The following is a 19,248-nucleotide window of genomic DNA, read 5'->3' as shown; positions in this document are numbered from 1 at the left end:
CAGCAGGAACTGGGCCGACTTGCCCATGGCGCCGACGAACAGCAGCAGGCAGCACAGGGTCAGTGCATCGGCATGCCAGCCGAAGAAGTTGATGGTCTTGCCAGCCAGAGCGGGCGCACCGGCGAATATGGTGTCGAAATCGGTGGTGCCCAGCAGCATGAAGATGCCGAAGATGCCGAGCAGGAAACCGAAGTCGCCGACACGGTTGACCACGAAGGCCTTGATCGAGGCGGCATTCGCAGACGGTTTCTTGAACCAGAAACCGATCAGCAGATACGACGCCAGACCCACGCCTTCCCAGCCGAAGAACAGCTGCAGCAGGTTATCCGCGGTCACCAGCATGAGCATCATGAAGGTGAAGAGCGACAGATAGGCCATGAAGCGCGGCCGGTTCGGATCGTCTTCCATATAGCCGAGCGAATAGATGTGCACGAGCGACGACACCGTGGTGACGACGACCAGCATCACGGCGGTCAGCGTATCGACGCGCAGCGTCCAGGACAGCTGCAGGTCGCCCGAATTGATCCAGCTCAGCAGCACGACGCGGAGGTCGTGGTGATTGAAGGCAACGTCGGCGAAAGTGATCCAGGACAGCGCCGCCGACACCACCAGCAGGCCGGCAGTGATCAGCTCGGCCGCGCGCGAACCGAAAGCAGCCGGCTCGGCAATGTGGTGGTGATCGTCGTGATCATCATGGCCGTGGCCGTGATCATCATGCGCATGCGACGCGTGGGCGTCGGCATGACCGTGACCATGGTCGTCGTGACCATGCGCGTGGTCCATCTCGTCGCCGCTGGGATTGCGCTGATGCGCACCCATGAGGGCGATGGCGCCAGCGATCAGCGCACCGATCAGCGGCAGGAATACAAGAGCCTGGATCATAACTGGCTCAGCCCTTCATCAGATTGACGTCTTCAACCGCGATCGAACCGCGGTTGCGGAAATACACGACGAGCACGGCGAGACCGATCGCTGCTTCGGCAGCAGCCACGGTCAGCACCAGCAGCGCAAATACCTGGCCGACGATGTCGCCGAGGAAGGTCGAGAACGCCACCATGTTGATGTTGACCGACAGCAGGATCAGCTCGATCGACATCAGGATGACGATGATGTTCTTCCGGTTCAGGAAGATGCCGAGAATACCCAGCGTGAACAGGATCGCCGCGACGGCGAGATAATGTCCGAGACCGATGGTCATTTGATCCAGCTCCCCGAATCCGAGTCCTGCAGGCCCTGCCCGGCCGGCACCTTGCGCACATCCATGGCCATGGTCTTGGTGCGCGCGTTCTGGACATTGATATCCTGGCGCTTGACATAGCCGCGGTGACGCAGGGTCAGAACAATGGCGCCGATCATGGCGACCAGCAGCACGAGACCCGCGAGCTGGAAGTAATGGATGTAGGTCGTGTACAGCACGAGGCCGAGCGCCTCGGTGTTGGTGACACTGCCCGGGATCGGTGCGGTGATCGCCTTGCCGGCATTCGGGTTCATGACCCAGCCGCCGGCGACGAGCAGCAGCTCGGCCAGGAAGATCGCGCCAACCAGGAGGCCGACCGGAAGATACTGGATGAAGCCCTCGCGCAGCTGCGCGAAGTCGACATCGAGCATCATGATCACGAACAGGAACAGGACCGCGACCGCGCCGACATAGACGACGATCAGCAGCATCGCCAGGAATTCGGCGCCCATCAGGATGAACAGGCCGGACGCGTTCACGAAAGCGAGGATCAGGAACAGCACGGAATGCACGGGATTGCGCGACGCGATCACCATGACCGCGCAGGCGACGCAAACGCCGGCGAACAGATAGAAGAACAGTGCGGGGAAGATCATGATTGCCCCTTACCGATACGGTGCGTCGAGCGCGAGCGATTTTGCAATCTCGCGTTCCCAGCGGTCGCCATTGGCGAGCAGCTTGGCCTTGTCATAGAAAAGCTCCTCGCGCGTCTCGGTGGCGAATTCGAAATTCGGCCCCTCGACGATGGCGTCGACCGGACAGGCCTCCTGGCACAGTCCACAATAGATGCACTTCACCATGTCGATGTCGTAGCGCACGGTGCGGCGGGTGCCGTCATTGCGGCGCGGGCCGGCCTCGATGGTGATGGCCTGCGCCGGGCAGACCGCTTCGCACAGCTTGCACGCGATGCAGCGCTCTTCGCCGTTGGGATAACGGCGCAGTGCGTGCTCACCGCGGAAGCGTGGCGAGATCGGGCCCTTCTCGAACGGATAGTTCAAGGTCGGCTTCGGCTTGAAGAAATACCGCATGGCGAGGACGAACGCTTGCGCGAACTCCGCCAGCAGAAGCGAGTGAGCTGTTGCCCTGATATTCATAGCGACCTCATTTCGGAGCCAGGCCCCCGAATTGCAGCACGCCGGCGACGATGATCACGTAGGCCAGCGAGAGCGGCAGAAACACCTTCCAGCCGAGACGCATCAGCTGGTCGTAGCGGTAGCGCGGCACGATTGCCTTCGCCATCGCGAACAGGAAGAACATGAACATCACCTTGATGGCGAACCAGATGATGCCCGGCACCCAGGTAAAGGGTGCGAACGGGATCGGCGACAGCCAGCCGCCGAGGAACATGATGGTGGCGAGCGCGCACATCGAGACGATGGCCACATATTCGCCGAGCATGAACAGCAGATACGGGGTGGAGCCGTATTCCGTCATGAAGCCCGCGACGAGTTCCGATTCCGCTTCGACGAGATCGAAGGGCGGACGATTGGTTTCAGCCAGCGCCGAGACGTAGAACACCACGAACATCGGGAACAGCGGGATGAAGTACCAGCCGAGGATGCCCCACTTCGAGTCCTGCGCCATCACGATGGCCGACAGGTTCAGCGAACCGACGCAGAGCAGAACGGTGATGATCACGAAGCCGATCGAGACTTCGTAGGACACCATCTGCGCAGCTGCACGAAGCGCCGACAGGAACGGGTATTTCGAGTTCGACGCCCAGCCGGCCATGATGATGCCGTAGATCGACAGCGACGAGATCGCGAAGATATAGAGCACGCCGACATTGAGATCGGCGATCACCCAGCCGGGATTGAACGGGATCACGGCCCAGGCGGCGAGCGCCAGGATACACGACACCAGCGGCGCCAGCAGGAACACGCCCTTGTTCGAGCCCGACGGAACCACCGGCTCCTTCAGCACGAATTTCAGCAAGTCCGCAAAGGACTGCAGCAGGCCGAACGGGCCGACCACGTTGGGGCCGCGGCGGATCTGCACCGCTGCCCAGATCTTGCGGTCAGCCAGCAGGATGTAGGCGATTGCCACCAGTAGCAATACGAGCACGAGAAGGCTCTGCGCGATCATGATGATCAGCGGCCAGAGAGTGCTAGTCCAGAGTTCAGCCATCGTCTTACTCCGCCGCCGTCAGCAACTGGCCCGAGGCCAGGCGGGAGCATTCCGCCATGACTGCTGACGCACGCGCGATCGGGTTGGTGAGGTAGAAATCCTCGACGGGGCTCTTGAACGGCGCCTTGTCGACGCTGCCGCCCTTCCCTGCGAGGGTCTTGATGCCGGCGACATCGCCGGCTTCGATCTGGTCGAGGCGCATCAGATGCGGCGCCTGCTTGAAGATCGCCTGACGCAGCTGCGCCAGCGAGTCGAAAGGCAGCTTCTTGCCGAGCACGTCGGACAGTGCGCGGATGATCGCCCAGTCCTCGCGGGCATCGCCCGGCGGGAAGCTGGCGCGCTCCGCCATCTGCACGCGACCTTCGGTGTTCACGAACAGGCCGGACTTTTCGGTATAGGCCGCGCCCGGCAGGATCACGTCGGCGCGGTGCGCGCCACGATCACCATGGGTGCCGATATAGACGACGAACGCGCCGGGAGCGATTTCGACGTCATCGGCGCCAAGCGAGAACACGACATCCGCGCCGGCAGCGCCCTGCCCGCCGGCAAAGCCGATATCCAGCGCGCCGACAGTGGACGCCGCCGCGTGCAACACGGCAAAACCGTTCCAGCCGTCCTTGATGGCGCCGATGTCAGACGCAAGCTTGGCAGCCTGCGCCAGTACGGCTGCACCGTCCGCACGCGAGACCGCGCCTGCGCCGACCAGCACGATCGGGTTCTTCGCGTTCTTGAGCACGTCAGCGAACGAGTGCTTGCCGCCGATCACGTCAGCCAGCGTATCGGTGCCGGCGCCGAGATGATCGTAGCGATAGGTCAGATCGGCCTTCTCGCCGATCAGGCCGATCTTCAGGTTCCCACCGCGCCAGGCCTTGCGGATGCGGGCGTTGAGAACGGCCGCTTCCTTGCGCGGATTGGCGCCCACGATCAGGAGCGCATCGGCCTGCTCGATGCCGGCGATGGTCGGATTGAAGATGTATGACGCACGGCCCGCGCTGGCGTCGAAGCTGGCGGTGCTTGCCGTCGCAACGTTGCTGGAGCCCATGGAGGCCAGCAGCGCCTTGATGGCGAACATTTCCTCGACCGCAGCGAGATCGCCGGCGATGGCGCCGACCTTGTTGCCGGCAGCCGACACCTTGGCAGCGATGGCGCCGAAAGCTTCGGTCCAGGTCGCGGCGCGCAGCTTACCGTTTTCGCGAACAAAGGGACGATCGAGGCGCTGGGTGCGCAGGCCGTCAACGACGTGACGGGTCTTGTCCGAGATCCACTCCTCGTTCACCGCTTCATTGACGCGCGGCAGGATGCGCATCACTTCGCGGCCACGGGTATCGACGCGGATCGCCGAGCCGACCGCGTCCATCACGTCGATGGACTGGGTCTTGCCGAGCTCCCACGGACGCGCCGCGAATGCATAAGGCTTCGAGGTCAGCGCGCCGACCGGGCAGATATCGACGAGATTGCCCTGCAGCTCCGAGGTCAGCGCGGTTTCGAGGAAGGAGGTGATCTCCATGTCCTCGCCGCGGCCGATGGCGCCCATTTCCGGCGCACCGGCGACTTCCGCAGCGAAGCGGACGCAGCGCGTGCACTGGATGCAGCGGGTCATCGAGGTCTTCACGAGCGCGCCGAGATACTTGTCCTCGACGGCGCGCTTGTTTTCGGCAAAGCGGCTGGTGTCCACACCATAGCCCATCGCCTGGTCCTGCAGATCGCACTCGCCGCCCTGATCGCAGATCGGGCAATCCAGCGGGTGGTTGATGAGCAGGAACTCCATCACGCCTTCGCGGGCCTTCTTGACCATCGGCGAACGCGTGGAGATTTCCGGCGGCTCGCCATTCGGGCCCGGACGGCAGTCGCGGACGCCCCAGGCGCAGCTCGCGACGGGCTTCGGTCCGCCCTTCACTTCCACCAGACACATGCGGCAGTTGCCGGCGATCGACAGACGCTCGTGATAGCAGAAGCGCGGAATCTCGGCGCCCGCGGCTTCGCACGCCTGCAGCAGCGTGTATTCCGCCGGGACCTCGATCTCTTTACCGTCGATGATCAGTTTCGTCATTGCCCTTACTCCGCCGCGACCAGATGCGCGGGATCGAGAATGCCCTGGTCGTCGAGCGAAGCCTTGCGGCTGAACTCGTCCATGCGGCGTTCGATCTCCGGGCGGAAGGCGCGGATCAGGCCCTGCACCGGCCACGCGGCGGCATCGCCGAGTGCGCAGATGGTGTGGCCTTCGACCTGCTTGGTAACTTCGAGCAGCATGTCGATCTCGCGCTTATGGGCGCGGCCCTCGACCATGCGGGTGAGCACGCGCCACATCCAGCCGGTGCCTTCGCGGCACGGCGTGCACTGACCGCAGCTCTCATGCTTGAAGAAGTAGCTGATGCGGGCAATCGCGGCGACCACGTCGGTGGACTTGTCCATGACGATGACGCCGGCGGTGCCGAACGAGGACTTCACGGCACGGGTGCCATCGAAATCCATGATGAGTTCTTCGCAATCCGCAGCCGGGATCAGCGGGCACGATGCGCCGCCCGGAATGATCGCGAGCAGATTGTCCCAGCCGCCGCGGATGCCGCCGCCATGCTTCTCGATCAGCTCCCGGAACGGAATGCTCATGGCGTCTTCGACGACGCAGGGCGTGTTGACGTGGCCGGAGATGCCGTAAAGCTTGGTGCCGACATTGTTCGGACGGCCGATGCCGGCGAACCACGACGCGCCACGACGCAGGATGTCCGGCGCAACCGCGATGGACTCCACGTTGTTCACGGTGGTCGGGCAGCCATAGAGGCCGACATTCGCCGGGAATGGCGGCTTCAGGCGCGGCTGGCCCTTCTTGCCTTCGAGGCTCTCGAGAAGCGCGGTCTCTTCACCGCAGATATAGGCGCCGGCGCCGTGAGCCACATAGAGGTCGAACGGCCAGCCATGGATGTTGTTCTTGCCGATCAGATTGGCGTCGTAAGCCTGATCGATCGCGGCCTGCAGGCGCTCGCGCTCGCGGATGAATTCACCGCGCACATAGATGTAGCACGCATTCGCGCCCATCGCGAAAGACGCGATCAGGCAGCCTTCGACCAGCGTATGCGGGTCGTGGCGCATGATCTCGCGGTCCTTACAGGTGCCCGGCTCGGACTCGTCGGCATTGATCACAAGATAGCTCGGACGGCCGTCCTTGCTCTCTTTCGGCATGAAGGACCACTTCATGCCGGTCGGGAAGCCGGCGCCACCACGGCCACGCAGGCCCGACGCCTTCATCTCGTTGATGATCCAGTCGCGGCCCTTGTCGATGATGGTCTTGGTGCCATCCCAACCGCCACGGCGGCGTGCGCCATCGAGACCCCAGTCTTCGAGGCCGTACAGATTGCGGAAGATGCGATCCTTGTCGTCGAGCATGGCTTCCTCGATCAGCGATTGGTTTGCTTGAAGGCGATCACCGCGGCGCCAAGGCCGAAGGCCATCGCCCAGATCAAGCTCGATTCAAGCGTGGACTGCAGCACGAAACGCTGCAGGATGAACATGAATGCAGCCGCAGCTGCGGTGTGCAGCAACATGTACAGCCACTTGTTCATGGCATCGTCCCCCGACTTCAATGCAATGGCTTTGGCGCGCGCCCGCTTCATTTTTTGGGCTCCTTCGGAGTCTTGTCCTTCGGCGGATTGTCCTTGGTTGCATCAGCCGCAGGCGGCTTCGGCGCAGGACGTTCCTGGACATTGGCGGACTCGCCCGCCTTCTTCGGCTCGGCATCGGCGAGCGCCGGCTCCTTCGGCGGAGCGTCAAACTGCTTGGTGTAGTTCGCAGACGTATCCTTCAGCACGCGCGCACCACCTTCCGGCGCGGAATACTGACGCTCGATCTGCGGACCCGGCTTCGGCGGATTGCCAGCAGCAAAACCGTCGATCAGCTTGTTCATGCTGTCCTTGGTGAGGTCCTCATAGGTGTCGGACCAGATCATCACCATCGGCGCGTTCACGCAGGCGCCGAGGCACTCGACCTCCTCCCACGAGAAATCGCCATCTTCCGAGACATGGAAGGGATCGTGATGGATGCGATGCTGGCAGACATCGATGAGGTCGCCGGCGCCGCGCAGCATGCAGGGCGTGGTGCCGCAGACCTGGATATGGGCCTTCTTGCCGACCGGCTGCAGCTGGAACATCGTGTAGAAGGTCGCAACCTCCATCACGCGGATATAAGGCATTTCCAGCATGTCGGCGACGTAGCGGATCGCAGCTTCCGACACCCAGCCATTGTGCTGCTCCTGCGCGCGCCACAGGATCGAGATCACCGCGGACGCTTGCCGGCCGGGCGGAAACTTCTCGATCTGCTTCTTCGCCCACGCCAGGTTCTCGGGCGTGAAGTCGAAGGATGCGGGCTGCTGTTCTTTCGGGGCCAGACGGCGGACAGACATGGTGGTTACTCTCAGTGAGCGCGGCGCGCCGCGCTCGCATTCAGGCTGTTGAAGCGATCGAGCCAGAACGCACTGGAGGTGCCGAACACATTGTAGCCAACGTGTGTGGACACCTTGATGCGATCGAGAATCGACAGCTCGGTCACGGTTTCGAAACGGTTGGTGGCGGGATCATGCACGATCAGCGACAGCGGTGTTTGATCCAGAATGTAGCGCGAGACCGTGTGCGCGGGGTCATTGCCGTGCTCTTCGCACATGATGACCGAGTCGCCCTGCAGCAATCGCGTGCCGCCCTTGATGGCCTCGATCTCGACGCCTTCGACGTCGAGCTTGATGAGATACTTGCCGCTCATGGACAGCTTGCCGTCGTCGAGCAGATTGTCCAGCGCAATGACCGGCACTTCCTCGCCAGCGCTCTGGTCGCCCGCGATGCTGAAGGCTTCATGCTTGGTGCCCGACAGGCGCGCGGTGCCGCGCACCGAACCGATGGCGCATTTGATGACTTCGAAGCGATCGCGATTGATCTTGGCGTTGTTGGCGAGCTTCGGAAAATTCTCGCCCGACGGCTCGATGGCAATCGCCTTGTGCGAGCCGAATGGCGCGCTCGAGACCAGCACCGACCAGTAGCCATAGTTCGCGCCGCAATCGAGCAGCGTGTAATCGACGTCGACCGAGTTCTTGAACAGGAGTTCGAGCTCGTCCTCGTAGGAGAAGCTGCGGTCGAGCAGCTTGCTCCAGTAGCCGTCGCCGAACGGGAATGCGAACAGCGCATCCGTATTCAGCTTCACCACCAGATTGCGCGCCGGCAGTACCGTCGCGCGCATCAGATTGGCGCACATGTTGTAGCCGCGATGCGAGAACGACGCCGACAATTTCGAGCCGGCCGCCAGCACGCACGCCATCGTGCGCTCCCAGAGGTTTACCCCCTGGAGCGCGCCGGAGGCGCGGTCAAACTGGATGGGCGGCGTCAATGTCACCGATCGACCTCACCGAACACGATATCGATGGAGCCCAGGATCGCCGAGACGTCGGCCAGCTGGTGGCCGCGGCACAGGAAGTCCATCGCCTGCAGATGCGCAAAGCCCGGCGCGCGGATCTTGCACTTGTACGGCTTGTTGCTGCCATCCGAGACCAGATACACGCCGAACTCGCCCTTCGGCGCTTCCACGGCGGCATAGACCTCGCCCTCGGGCACGTGAACGCCTTCGGTATAGAGCTTGAAGTGATGGATCAGCGCTTCCATCGAGCGCTTCATCTCGGCACGACGCGGCGGCGAAATCTTGTGGTCGTCGACGACCACCGGCCCCTGTCCGTCCGGCGCGCGCATCTTGGCGATGCACTGCTTCATGATCTTGGTCGACTGCCGCATCTCCTCGACGCGGATGCAGTAGCGATCGTAGCAGTCGCCGTTCTTGCCGATCGGAATGTCGAAATCCATCTCGGCATAGCACTCGTAAGGCTGCGACTTGCGCAGGTCCCACGAGGCGCCCGAACCGCGCACCATGACGCCCGAGAAGCCCCACTTCCAGGCGTCTTCCAGCTTCACGACGCCGATATCGACATTGCGCTGCTTGAAGATGCGGTTGTTGGTGAGCAACGTCTCGAGATCGTCGAGCACCTGCGGGAACGCGTCGCACCAGGCGTCGATGTCGTTGATCAACGCGGGCGGCAGGTCCTGATGGACGCCGCCAACGCGGAAGAATGCGGCATGCATGCGCGAGCCCGAGGCGCGCTCGTAGAACACCATCAGCTTTTCGCGCTCTTCGAATCCCCACAGCGGCGGGGTCAGCGCGCCGACATCCATCGCCTGCGTGGTGACGTTGAGCAGATGCGACAGGATGCGGCCGATTTCCGAATACAGCACGCGGATCAGCTGGCCGCGGCGCGGCACGGTGATGCCGAGCAGCTTTTCAGCGGCGAGACAGAAGGCATGCTCCTGATTCATCGGCGCGACGTAGTCGAGGCGATCGAAATACGGGATCGCCTGCATATAGGTCTTCTGCTCGATCAGCTTCTCGGTGCCGCGATGCAGCAGGCCGATATGCGGATCGACGCGCTCGACGACTTCGCCATCGAGCTCCAGCACGAGACGGAGCACGCCATGCGCTGCCGGATGCTGCGGGCCGAAGTTGATCGTGAAATTACGGACGCCGGGCTGATCGTTCATCACTTAACCCCTGCCTTCTCGTCACCGGGCAGCACCGGATAGTCGGCGCCTTCCCATGGCGACAGGAAGTCGAACTTGCGGAATTCCTGGTTGAGCCGGACCGGCTCGTAGATCACGCGCTTTTCCTGGTCGTCGTAGCGAACCTCGACGAAACCGGTGAGCGGAAAGTCCTTGCGCAGCGGATGGCCGTCAAAACCGTAATCCGTCAGCAGGCGGCGCATGTCGGGATGGCCGACGAAGATCACGCCATAGAGGTCATAGGCCTCGCGCTCGAACCAGTCGGCCCCCGGAAACACGTCGATGATCGACGGCACCTGAGTGGTTTCCGATGCAGCGACCTTCACGCGCAGACGCGCATTCAGGAAAGGCGACATCAGGTGATAGACGACGTCGAAACGCTTCTCGCGGCCGGGATAATCGACCGCAGTGGCATCGGTGAAGTTGACGAAACGGCAGCCGGGATCATCACGCAGGAAGCGCATGACCTCGACGATCTTCGACGTTTCCGCAATGATCGTCAGCTGGCCGAAAGCGACCGAATGCGCGAGAGCGGCACCCGGCAGGGCGCCGACAATCGTCTGACCCAGTGTGTCGAGCCTCACATCGTCCATGACATAGCCTTAAAGGTTCGCAGTCTTAGCGTTCGCAAGCTTACCGTTCGATGGTGCCGATGCGCCGGATCTTCTTCTGCAGCAGCAGCACGCCGTAGAGCAGCGCTTCAGCAGTGGGCGGGCAGCCCGGCACGTAGATGTCGATCGGCACGATGCGGTCGCAGCCGCGCACCACTGAATAGGAATAGTGGTAGTAGCCGCCGCCATTGGCGCATGATCCCATCGAGATCACATAGCGAGGCTCCGGCATCTGGTCATAGACCTTGCGCAGTGCCGGCGCCATCTTGTTGGTCAGCGTGCCGGCGACGATCATCACGTCCGACTGGCGCGGCGACGCGCGCGGCGCGAAGCCGAAGCGCTCGACGTCGTAACGCGGCATCGACACCTGCATCATCTCGACCGCGCAGCAGGCAAGACCGAAGGTCATCCACATCAGCGAGCCGGTGCGGGCCCAGGTGATCAGATCGTCAGCCGCAGCGACGAAGAAGCCCTTGTCCGACAGCTCGGCATTCACTTCGAGGAAATACGGATCGTTCGCGCCGACCGGCCTGCCGGTGGACGGATCGATGATGCCAGTGGCGGCCGGCGCCACCAGCGGACTGCCGATCGACGGCGCCGCGTTGGCAGCCTTGGCAGTGTGAGGGCTCAATCCCATTCGAGCGCGCCTTTCTTCCATTCATAGGCGAAGCCGACGGTAAGCACGCCGAGAAACACGATCATCGACCAGAAGCCGGCGATGCCGATCTGCCCGAAGGCCACGGCCCACGGAAACAGGAACGCGACTTCGAGGTCGAAAATGATGAAGAGAATCGCCACCAGATAGAAGCGCACGTCGAACTTCATGCGGGCATCGTCAAAAGCGTTGAATCCGCATTCATATGCGGACAGCTTTTCCGGGTCCGGATTCTGGTAGGCGACAAGGAATGGCGCAATCAGCAACGACAAACCGATGACGGAAGCGATGCCAATAAAGACCACGAGAGGAAGATAATTCTGCAAGATGCCGTTCATCGGCGATCCCTAACCCCGTGGCGCGGAAACTGCCACAGATTCGAACATTGGAATGGTTCTGAGCCTTAGCGCAGCGCAACAAGCCATGCAAGACGAGCCATGTTGACAGTTTTCCGCCCCTGCCATGCGCGATACGCCTTCAAGCTAGGCAACAGGCTCAACCGCCGATAACGCCCGCCTGCTCTCTCATGCAAACCTTGCGACAGGGTTTCCCGCAGGTTGAAATTGCCGCACATCGCGGCCGCAGGCGTCTGCACAGGGTAACGCGTCAAGGCCCGGTCCGTTCAGCCGACAACGTATAGGTGCACCCACCGCGTCCGCAGGCCCGTTGAGCCGCCTGCCCGGCCTGTGTTGCTGCAATGCACCGTCGAAAAAATCATTCTCCTGGCGAACCAAATCTCAGGAAATCCGTATCCAGAGAGCCAGCGCTGTGCTGGCCTTTGAATGACAAGAGGTTCCCATGACGAAATTCTTGATCACGGCAGCAGCGCTTTCGGTTCTCGCCCTCTCCCCGGCAGCGGCCAAGCCGATGATGGGTTGCAGCGGCGATGGCATGATGAAGGTGAACAACATGTCCACCGCCATGCCGGATGGCCAGCAGAAGATGATGATGGATCGTGAGATCGGCATGGCCAATGTCGCAATGTCGAAGGGCGACATGCGTGGCTGCAACAAGCATCTGATGAACGCGCAGAAGATGGGCATGATGAAGCCCAGGAACGATACGGGCATGATGGGCGGTGGCATGATGATGCCAATGATGCCCATGATGTCGAATACGGCCGGCGGCGACTCGAAGAGGATGTGAGGCCTTAGCTTGACGGCTGCGCCGGCATGGCTGGCGCGGTCTCCTCGCTGCGTGTCCGTCGCATCACTAATCCATCCAGTTCCGCGCGCTTGCGGGCGAGCAGCAACTGAGCGGCGGCGTTGCCGAGCCCCGCTCGGCGCAACTGCGCGATCGCAGCACCCAGTTGAGAAATTTCTGCACGCAAAGCGATGATCTGTAACGGCTCAGGATCCGGCGCTCTCATCCGAGCAAGCCTCGCCTGGCGATCAGTTCAAGCATCTCGCGCTGCGTCCGCCGCAGCCTTTCACAGGCATCACTGCAGTCGAGGCCCGCATTGGTCAGCAGCCGGATATCCGACTGCACTCCACGCATACGCTGACGGAGTCGGGCGATTCGGAAATTTAACTTGGCGAGTTCGGTCATTTCCGATATAGAACAAAACAAGAACTAAATCGCAAGACCTTCTTAAGCCGAATCTGACCGGAGGCTTCCGTGACCCAAGCTCTGATGATCCCAGCCATCTCCGCGCCGGCGATGGCCCCTGCCCCCTTTGATGCCGAAGCGCTGCTCGACCGGCTGTCCGGCCCGATGACGCGCAGCCAGGCACTGACACTGAAATCGCTGGCGATTGAAGCCTACCAGCCCAGGCAGTTCGAAAAGGACCTGACCCGCGCCGAGGCCGCCCGGCGTATCCAGATGCTGCGTGACGAGATCGCGCTGGCGGATTCGTTCTGAGACAGACGCATGATTTGAACGACGGGAATGCGGACGTGCAGATACCGTCGCATGGAGCGTGGTTCGGTCGATCAGATTGATATGTGAGGATTTTGCATCGTCTCGCCATTCCGGATGGAATGGCGCGAGAGACGGGACTCGAACCCGCGGCCTCCGCCGTGACAGGGCGGCGCTCTAACCAACTGAGCTACTCCCGCGTGGACGTGGACTGTGTCCCGCAGTGAGGGTGGGAATAAAGGGACGTCATGACGAAGTCAAGCAGCTTGGCATGACCTTTTTCAAACCTGTCCCCACCCGCCTGCGGTTCGGCCGTTTCAAGGCGGCGAATGCAAATAACCCCATATTTTACTGGCAAAACGACGTAGGCGGCTTTGCATAGAATCGTCTAAGCCCTGCAGCGTCCCAGGTTTTGTGACGGTTTATAACGGAAAGGCCAGTTCTCATGGCAGATACCCCAGACACCCCCGCGAAGGCGCCCGCGCCTCCGACCATCACCCTCAAGCATCTGGCGGCCGCACTGGCCGAGAATCACGAGCTGTCGAAGAAGAAGGCCGAAGAGATTCTCACCGACATGGTCGGCAAGATGACCGAGCACCTGAAGAACGGCGACCGCATCCGTATCGTCGGCCTCGGCATCCTGCAGGTTCGCACCCGCGCCGCCCGCACCGGCCGCAACCCGGCCACCGGTGAAGAGATCCAGATCAAGGCCAGCAAGAAGGTCGCCTTCCGCCCGGCCAAGGAGCTCAAGGACGCGGTCTGAGACTGCGCCTGAAATGTGATCGCGCTTCGGGCCACGGCCCGAAGCGCCGCTTTACAGACCATCGGGTGTCCATCTCTGGCGAGTGATCCATGACAGCGACGTCGGCCATTTCCTTCACCCACGACGTCACCGAGCGCTTCCTGCGCTATGTCGTGATCGACACCCAGTCCGACCCCGCCTCGCCCAGCTGCCCATCCACGGCCAAGCAGAAAGACCTCGGTGCCTTGCTGGCGCGCGAGCTGCAGGCGCTGGGCCTCGCCGACGCGCATCTCGACGAGCATGGCTATGTCTATGCGACGATCCCGGCGACCACGGACAGGCCGGTCCCCGTGATCTGCTTCTGCTCGCATATGGACACCTCGCCCGACTGCAGCGGCGCCGATGTGAAGCCGCAGATCATCCGCAACTATCAGGGCGGCGATATCGTTCTGCCCGCGGACAAGACCCTGGTTATTCGCGCGAAGGACAATCCGGCGCTTGCCGACCAGATCGGCCACGACATCATCACCACCGATGGCACGACATTGCTTGGCGCAGACAACAAGGCCGGCATTGCCGAGATCATGGATGCCGCGCGATTCCTGATCGCCAATCCCGACATCAGGCACGGCGCCATCAAGATCCTGTTCACGCCGGACGAGGAAATCGGCCGCGGCGTCGACAAGGTCGACCTGAAAAAGCTCGGCGCCGATTTCGCCTATACGATGGATGGCGAGACTGCCGGCCATATCGAGGACGAGACGTTTTCCGCCGATGCCGCGGTGATCAGCATCACTGGCGTTGCCGCCCATCCCGGCTTTGCCAAGGGCAAGATGGAGCACGCCATCAAGATCGCTGCAGAGATCGTCGCCCGCCTGCCGAAGGATGCGGCGCCTGAAACCACCGAGGGCAAGCAAGGCTTTCTGCATCCGACCGGGATATCCGGCGCGCTGGAGCAAGCGACGCTCAGCCTGATCGTCCGCGACTTCACGGACGACGGGCTGAGGGAAAAGGAAGCGCTGCTGCAATCGATCGTCGATGACGTGCTGGCGTCCTATCCGCATTCGACGGCATCAATCGCCATCAGCCAGCAATATCGCAACATGAAGCAGGTGATCGATCAGCACCCGCATGGCGTCGACTACGCCGTCGAGGCGATCCGCCGAACCGGCCTGACGCCCGTGCGCGGCAGCATCCGTGGCGGCACCGATGGCTCGCGGCTGTCCTTCATGGGCCTGCCCTGCCCCAATATTTTTGCCGGCGAGCACGCCTTCCACGGCCGTACCGAATGGGTCAGCGTGCAGGACATGGAGAAGGCCGCTGAAACCATCGTGCATCTGGCGATGATCTGGGAAGAGCGGTCGACTTAGGCTCGCCCATGCATCCGGTACCCGGCAACCACGCACATGGTTGCAGGGCGCACCTGGTCGCTACTCTTGCGCTCGTCTCCCGATCAAATTTGCCAGACGCCCGCGCATTCGCCTTCCGGCTGATTGCGTCCAATTCGCGCCTGGCTATCCTGCCCGTATAACGGCTCACGATGCGCTTCGGCGCGGGAATGGCCGAGCGCGTCTATGCTTTCAGAAAATTCTTGAGATCGGATGTGGGAGCGCCGATGGATTCATTCAGAGGCAAGTATTTTCAGAACGCTTTGTCCGCTATCGAACAGATCGGCCGTGCGAGATCTCCTGCCGCCGTCGGCGACATCATCACCGGGACTGCGGCATCGTTCGGCTACGGCCATGTCTGCTTCCTGACTTCCGCAGGCAGCCATCAGCCATTCGAGGATCGCGTTCTGTGGCGCGCCTGGCCGAAGAGCTGGGCCGAACAATATCGCAGCTCCAATTTCTACGCGCATGATCCCGTTGCGCCGCGCATTCGCCAGCAGGCAGAAATGTTTGCATGGTCGGACATCCAGCTCGATACCGTCAGCGCTACGTCGCGCCACATCATGGAAATCGCCGCCGTCGATTACGGCCTGCGCTATGGTCTCTGCGCGCCCGTGCACGGCATGAACGGCTATCAGGCCGGCCTGTCGCTCGCAGGCCATGAGGTGGAGCGCACGCCGGAAGCCAATTCCGCGATCGAACTCGTCACCATGTATGCGTTCAACCGATTCGCCATCCTGCGCTCGCGCCAACAGCCGAAGCCGGCCGTACTGAGTGCGCGCGAGCGCGAGGTCATGAGTTGGGTCGCCGCCGGCAAGACGGCCTGGGACACGAGCGTGATCCTCAGCATCTCCGAGGACACCGTGAACAAGACGGTCACCGCGGCTATGCACAAGCTCAACGCGCATACACGCGCGCAGGCTGTGGCGGAAGCGATCAAGCGAGGCCTCATCGCCTTCTGATTTGGCGATTGTCAATCCCCTGTCCACGGAATGTCGCGATCCGCCAGACCATGAAAATTGTCCACGCAGAGCAGCGTGGGACGGTTTTCATGATCGAGATCATCAATAGCGGTAACGCGAAGCGCCACGGTGATCTCCTCGACAAGCAATTCCGTCTGCGCCACGAGATCTTCGTCAAGGATCGCGGCTGGACCGATTTCGATATCGACGGCACCCACGAGCGCGACCAGTATGACGACGATGCGGCGGTCTATCTCGTCGCTGCCGATCCGACCGGCAACGTGGCGGGTGGCTACCGCCTCTATCCGACCGTGCTGCCGCACATGCTGAGCGAGCAATTCCCGCATCTGGTCGAAGGCGCCATCATCCGGCGCAGCGACGTGCTCGAACTCACGCGATTTGCCATGCGAAAATCCGAGCGCCGCAGCCGGCACTATTTCGAGTTGCTCGCCGCGATCCAGGAATATGGACTGATGGAAGGCCTGTCGGGTTTCACCTCGGTGATCAATCCGCTGCGCATTCCGATCCTGCAGGGGGTCGGCTTCGAGATCGAACCCCTCGGCCTGCCCGCCATGATCGACGGCGAGTCGACCATTGCCGTGCTGTTTCACGTCAATGAACAATGCCACGCCCGCGTGCGGGACAAGGTGGCGATCCATGAAACCGTGTTCGGCGCGGCCGTTGCCTCGCGCCAGATTGCCTGACCCCGATGAAGGAATGTCATCTGAAAGTGATCCAGGGCGGAAAAGACGCAGACGATCTGATCGTCACCATGCTGCATGCGCTGCAACTGGCGAATTCGTGCCGGTCGAAAACGACCTACAACCTGCTGCGCATGGCGCTGCTCAATGAAGGAATCGAAATCGCGAAGACGATGGAGCGTTGACTGCCCGAGACGGCTTGCCGTTCGGCGGCACTGGCGCTAAACAGGCGCCAGAGGCATCTGCCTTGGGCGGCTAGCTCAGCTGGTTAGAGCATCTCGTTTACACCGAGAGGGTCGGGAGTTCGAATCTCTCGCCGCCCACCAGCAAGCCCTTCCAATATATCACATTTCCCGAAACGCGCGACGGCCGCATTTGGCTCTCGCGCGCGTTTCAATAGCGTTTCAATCGTAACCGCGGTTGATCCGACGCGCCCATGTTCCGTCAATCGTGGTGCCCGCCCTTCCCGTTCGCTCCGGGAGGGCCGCCAGTCATGAGCTACCCCATCCCAAAGGATGCGCTCGACGATCGACTCGCCTTCGTCGGAACCGCTGGCAGCGGCAAGACATACAACGCCGGCACAGGCGTCGAGATGCTGTTGCACCGCGCCGCGCGCGTGGTGATCGCCGACCCGCTCGGGGTCTGGTGGGGCTTGCGGCTGCGCGCCGACGGCAAAACGCCATCGCCCTTCAATGTGGTGATCTTCGGCGGCCCGCATGGCGACATTGCCATCAACGAACACGCCGGCGCCCTGATCGGCGAGACCGTCGCCGGCATGGCCGAGTCGTGCATCGTGGACCTCAGCCAGATTGGCACCAAGGCCGGCGAGCGCCGGTTCATGCTGGCGTTCCTGACCGCGCTCTACCGCAAGACCGCCGGCGAGCCGCTGCATCTGGTCGTTGACGAGGCCGACATGTTCGCGCCTCAGCGGCTGATGGACAAGGACGGCGACGCCGCCCGGCTACTCGGCATCATGGAGACCATCGTCCGGCGCGGCCGGGTCAAAGGCTTCATCCCGTGGCTGATCACGCAACGGCCGGCAGTGCTGTCCAAAGACGTCCTGAGCCAAGCCGACGGCATGGTGGCGTTCAAGCTCACGGCCTCGCAGGACCGGGCCGCCATCGGCGCATGGATCGAGGGTCAGGCCGACCAGCAGCAGGGCAAGACAATCTTGGCGTCCCTGCCCGCCATGCAGCGCGGCCAAGGCGTCGTGTGGGTGCCGGGCCGCTCGATCCTGGAGACGGCGGCTTTCCCCGAGAAGGCAACCTTTGATTCCTCCCGCACGCCCAAGCGCGGCGAATCCAAGCGCACAGCGACGTTGAAGCCGCTGGATCTGGGCGCGCTGAAAGACCGGCTATCGACCATAGAAGCCGAGACCAAGGCCAACGACCCCAAGGCGCTGAAGGCTGAAGTGGCTCGCTTGACCCAGGCATTGGCCGCGAGAGCGCCTGCCGTCGATCGGGCTGCCGTAGAGAACGCCTATAAGCAGGGGCTGGCCGAAGGCGTAAACCAGGGAGAGAAGCGCGCAAAGGCGGCGCTGACCGCGATCAAAAACTGGCTTGGCGACGCCATCGCCGTTGCGGCCAGTTCGCTGGACGGCCTAGACACCGTTGCCCCCACGCCGGGGCCGCACGTCGCGGCGCCGCCAGCCCGGCCAGCCCTCAAGCCATCACAACCGGCGGCAACAGGATCGTTGCCGGGGCCTCAGCAGCGCATTCTCAACTCCTTGGCGACCTGGCTGGAGATGGGCGAAGGCGCGCCGAGCAACGCTCAAGTCGCCTGGTTGGCGAATTACAGCCCATCGTCGACGTCGTACACCAACCCGCGAAGCGCGCTGAAAACCGGGGGGCTGATCGAGTATCCGAGCGGCGACCGCCTGTCGCTGACGGCCAAGGGGACCGCCTATGGCGCAGCGATCTCACTCCCCGGCTCCCTGCTCGACTTCGTGCTGTCGAACCTCCCCGGCCCCGAGGCCCGCATCCTTCGATCGGTCGCGCAACACCACCCGGATGCAATCGACAACGAAGCAGCGGCCAGCGGCGCCAACTACTCGGCCTCGTCCACCAGCTACACAAACCCACGCAGCGCGCTGAAAACGAAAGACCTCATCAGCTACCCGTCGAACGGGCTGGTGCGCGCCGCCGATTGGCTTTTCGCCATTGGAGCCCGCCCATGATCCGCTTCCTCCCTCCCCGCCGCCTATCGCAGCCCGCAGCCAAGGCGCCCGTCGTCAAGCGCGAGACTGAGACCGCCAAGCGCATCAAGGCCGGCACGTCTCACCGCATGGCCGATCGGCGCCGGGGCTACCGGAGGGGCGCGCGATGACCGCCGCAGCTTCTTCCCATGACCGCGGCCGTGAGGCGGAAAGCCTCATCCGTATGGCCGAATCT

23 protein-coding genes and 2 tRNA genes are annotated in these 19,248 nt (G+C 62.6%); 9 read left to right on the top strand and 16 right to left on the bottom strand.

All coding sequences use genetic code 11. The features are described from left to right. From ACIQ17_RS18270 to ACIQ17_RS18205, 14 genes are all read right to left on the bottom strand, one after another. A partial coding sequence (locus tag ACIQ17_RS18270) for a proton-conducting transporter membrane subunit (RefSeq protein ID WP_398470482.1) occupies positions 1-882 on the bottom strand: 882 nt, incomplete at its 3' end. A 7-nt stretch (positions 883-889) separates the two neighbouring features. Further along, a complete protein-coding gene (gene nuoK / locus ACIQ17_RS18265) occupies positions 890-1,198 on the bottom strand; it encodes an NADH-quinone oxidoreductase subunit NuoK (RefSeq protein WP_211908799.1) in 309 nt (102 codons plus the stop codon). Then, entirely contained in the window at positions 1,195-1,833 is a 639-nt protein-coding gene (locus ACIQ17_RS18260; RefSeq protein WP_398470481.1) for an NADH-quinone oxidoreductase subunit J, read from the bottom strand. The genes nuoK and ACIQ17_RS18260 overlap by 4 nt, the downstream gene beginning before the upstream one ends. 9 nt (positions 1,834-1,842) lie before the next feature. Beyond that, positions 1,843-2,331: an NADH-quinone oxidoreductase subunit NuoI gene (gene nuoI / locus ACIQ17_RS18255; RefSeq protein WP_211908800.1), complete on the bottom strand. Its 489-nt coding sequence runs from the start codon at positions 2,329-2,331 to the stop codon at positions 1,843-1,845. A 7-nt stretch (positions 2,332-2,338) separates the two neighbouring features. Beyond that, complete coding sequence (gene nuoH, locus ACIQ17_RS18250) at positions 2,339-3,364, bottom strand: NADH-quinone oxidoreductase subunit NuoH (RefSeq protein WP_398470480.1); 1,026 nt, start codon at positions 3,362-3,364, stop codon at positions 2,339-2,341. 4 nt (positions 3,365-3,368) lie between these two features. Then, the gene (gene nuoG, locus ACIQ17_RS18245; protein ID WP_398470479.1) at positions 3,369-5,414 is read right to left on the bottom strand and encodes an NADH-quinone oxidoreductase subunit NuoG; all 2,046 of its coding nucleotides are present in this window, start codon (positions 5,412-5,414) and stop codon (positions 3,369-3,371) included. A gap of 5 nt (positions 5,415-5,419) precedes the next feature. After that, entirely contained in the window at positions 5,420-6,745 is a 1,326-nt protein-coding gene (gene nuoF / locus ACIQ17_RS18240) for an NADH-quinone oxidoreductase subunit NuoF (protein WP_398470478.1), read from the bottom strand. 11 nt (positions 6,746-6,756) lie between these two features. Beyond that, a complete protein-coding gene (locus ACIQ17_RS18235; RefSeq protein ID WP_233026010.1) occupies positions 6,757-6,972 on the bottom strand; it encodes a hypothetical protein in 216 nt (71 codons plus the stop codon). Next, on the bottom strand, positions 6,969-7,757 hold the full coding sequence (nuoE, locus tag ACIQ17_RS18230; protein WP_398470477.1) for an NADH-quinone oxidoreductase subunit NuoE: 789 nt from the start codon (positions 7,755-7,757) through the stop codon (positions 6,969-6,971). The genes ACIQ17_RS18235 and nuoE overlap by 4 nt, the downstream gene beginning before the upstream one ends. Before the next feature lie 11 nt (positions 7,758-7,768). After that, a complete protein-coding gene (locus ACIQ17_RS18225; protein ID WP_398470476.1) occupies positions 7,769-8,734 on the bottom strand; it encodes an FkbM family methyltransferase in 966 nt (321 codons plus the stop codon). Continuing rightward, positions 8,731-9,924, bottom strand: coding sequence for an NADH-quinone oxidoreductase subunit D (locus tag ACIQ17_RS18220; protein WP_398470475.1), 1,194 nt, complete (start codon positions 9,922-9,924; stop codon positions 8,731-8,733). The genes ACIQ17_RS18225 and ACIQ17_RS18220 overlap by 4 nt, the downstream gene beginning before the upstream one ends. Then, positions 9,924-10,535 (bottom strand): NADH-quinone oxidoreductase subunit C, encoded by a 612-nt coding sequence (locus ACIQ17_RS18215; protein WP_398470474.1) that lies wholly within the window; start codon positions 10,533-10,535, stop codon positions 9,924-9,926. The genes ACIQ17_RS18220 and ACIQ17_RS18215 overlap by 1 nt, the downstream gene beginning before the upstream one ends. 40 nt (positions 10,536-10,575) lie before the next feature. Next, positions 10,576-11,190, bottom strand: coding sequence for a NuoB/complex I 20 kDa subunit family protein (locus ACIQ17_RS18210; protein ID WP_398470473.1), 615 nt, complete (start codon positions 11,188-11,190; stop codon positions 10,576-10,578). Next, entirely contained in the window at positions 11,181-11,546 is a 366-nt protein-coding gene (locus tag ACIQ17_RS18205; protein WP_398470472.1) for an NADH-quinone oxidoreductase subunit A, read from the bottom strand. Before ACIQ17_RS18205 ends, ACIQ17_RS18210 begins: the two co-directional genes overlap by 10 nt. A gap of 460 nt (positions 11,547-12,006) precedes the next feature. Between ACIQ17_RS18205 and ACIQ17_RS18200 the strand changes: the two genes are divergently transcribed. Next, positions 12,007-12,354 (top strand): hypothetical protein, encoded by a 348-nt coding sequence (locus ACIQ17_RS18200; RefSeq protein ID WP_398470471.1) that lies wholly within the window; start codon positions 12,007-12,009, stop codon positions 12,352-12,354. 4 nt (positions 12,355-12,358) lie between these two features. Here the strand turns inward: ACIQ17_RS18200 and ACIQ17_RS18195 are convergent, their stop codons facing one another. Then, a complete protein-coding gene (locus tag ACIQ17_RS18195) occupies positions 12,359-12,577 on the bottom strand; it encodes a hypothetical protein (protein ID WP_398470470.1) in 219 nt (72 codons plus the stop codon). Between the two features lie 248 nt (positions 12,578-12,825). Here ACIQ17_RS18195 and ACIQ17_RS18190 point away from each other — a divergent pair, with 248 nt between their 5' ends. Next, positions 12,826-13,068 (top strand): DUF3072 domain-containing protein, encoded by a 243-nt coding sequence (locus tag ACIQ17_RS18190; protein WP_398470469.1) that lies wholly within the window; start codon positions 12,826-12,828, stop codon positions 13,066-13,068. A gap of 120 nt (positions 13,069-13,188) precedes the next feature. Here the strand turns inward: ACIQ17_RS18190 and ACIQ17_RS18185 are convergent. Then, positions 13,189-13,265 (bottom strand) — tRNA-Asp (locus ACIQ17_RS18185). Positions 13,266-13,510: 245 nt separating this feature from the next. On the opposite strand from ACIQ17_RS18185, the gene ACIQ17_RS18180 reads away from it, so the two are divergent. The 7 genes from ACIQ17_RS18180 to ACIQ17_RS18150 all read left to right on the top strand — a co-directional run bounded on the left by ACIQ17_RS18180 (position 13,511) and on the right by ACIQ17_RS18150 (position 19,034). After that, positions 13,511-13,828, top strand: coding sequence for an HU family DNA-binding protein (locus ACIQ17_RS18180; protein ID WP_398470468.1), 318 nt, complete (start codon positions 13,511-13,513; stop codon positions 13,826-13,828). Between the two features lie 89 nt (positions 13,829-13,917). Beyond that, entirely contained in the window at positions 13,918-15,177 is a 1,260-nt protein-coding gene (gene pepT / locus ACIQ17_RS18175) for a peptidase T (RefSeq protein WP_398470467.1), read from the top strand. Positions 15,178-15,422: 245 nt separating this feature from the next. Further along, the gene (locus ACIQ17_RS18170; RefSeq protein WP_398470466.1) at positions 15,423-16,157 is read left to right on the top strand and encodes a LuxR family transcriptional regulator; all 735 of its coding nucleotides are present in this window, start codon (positions 15,423-15,425) and stop codon (positions 16,155-16,157) included. Between the two features lie 89 nt (positions 16,158-16,246). Next, positions 16,247-16,861 carry an acyl-homoserine-lactone synthase gene (locus ACIQ17_RS18165; protein ID WP_398470465.1) on the top strand — a complete coding sequence of 205 codons (615 nt, stop codon included), beginning with the start codon at positions 16,247-16,249 and terminating at the stop codon, positions 16,859-16,861. A 5-nt stretch (positions 16,862-16,866) separates the two neighbouring features. Continuing rightward, the gene (locus ACIQ17_RS18160; RefSeq protein ID WP_398470464.1) at positions 16,867-17,043 is read left to right on the top strand and encodes a hypothetical protein; all 177 of its coding nucleotides are present in this window, start codon (positions 16,867-16,869) and stop codon (positions 17,041-17,043) included. 64 nt (positions 17,044-17,107) lie between these two features. Continuing rightward, positions 17,108-17,184 (top strand) — tRNA-Val (locus tag ACIQ17_RS18155). Between the two features lie 167 nt (positions 17,185-17,351). Beyond that, positions 17,352-19,034, top strand: coding sequence for a hypothetical protein (locus ACIQ17_RS18150; RefSeq protein ID WP_398470463.1), 1,683 nt, complete (start codon positions 17,352-17,354; stop codon positions 19,032-19,034). Positions 19,035-19,248: the final 214 nt, after the last annotated feature.

Origin of the sequence: Tardiphaga sp., from assembly GCF_044340795.1 — a bacterium.
In the GTDB taxonomy this organism is placed as follows: domain Bacteria; phylum Pseudomonadota; class Alphaproteobacteria; order Rhizobiales; family Xanthobacteraceae; genus Tardiphaga.
This window is presented reverse-complemented; position numbering and strand designations above follow the sequence as displayed.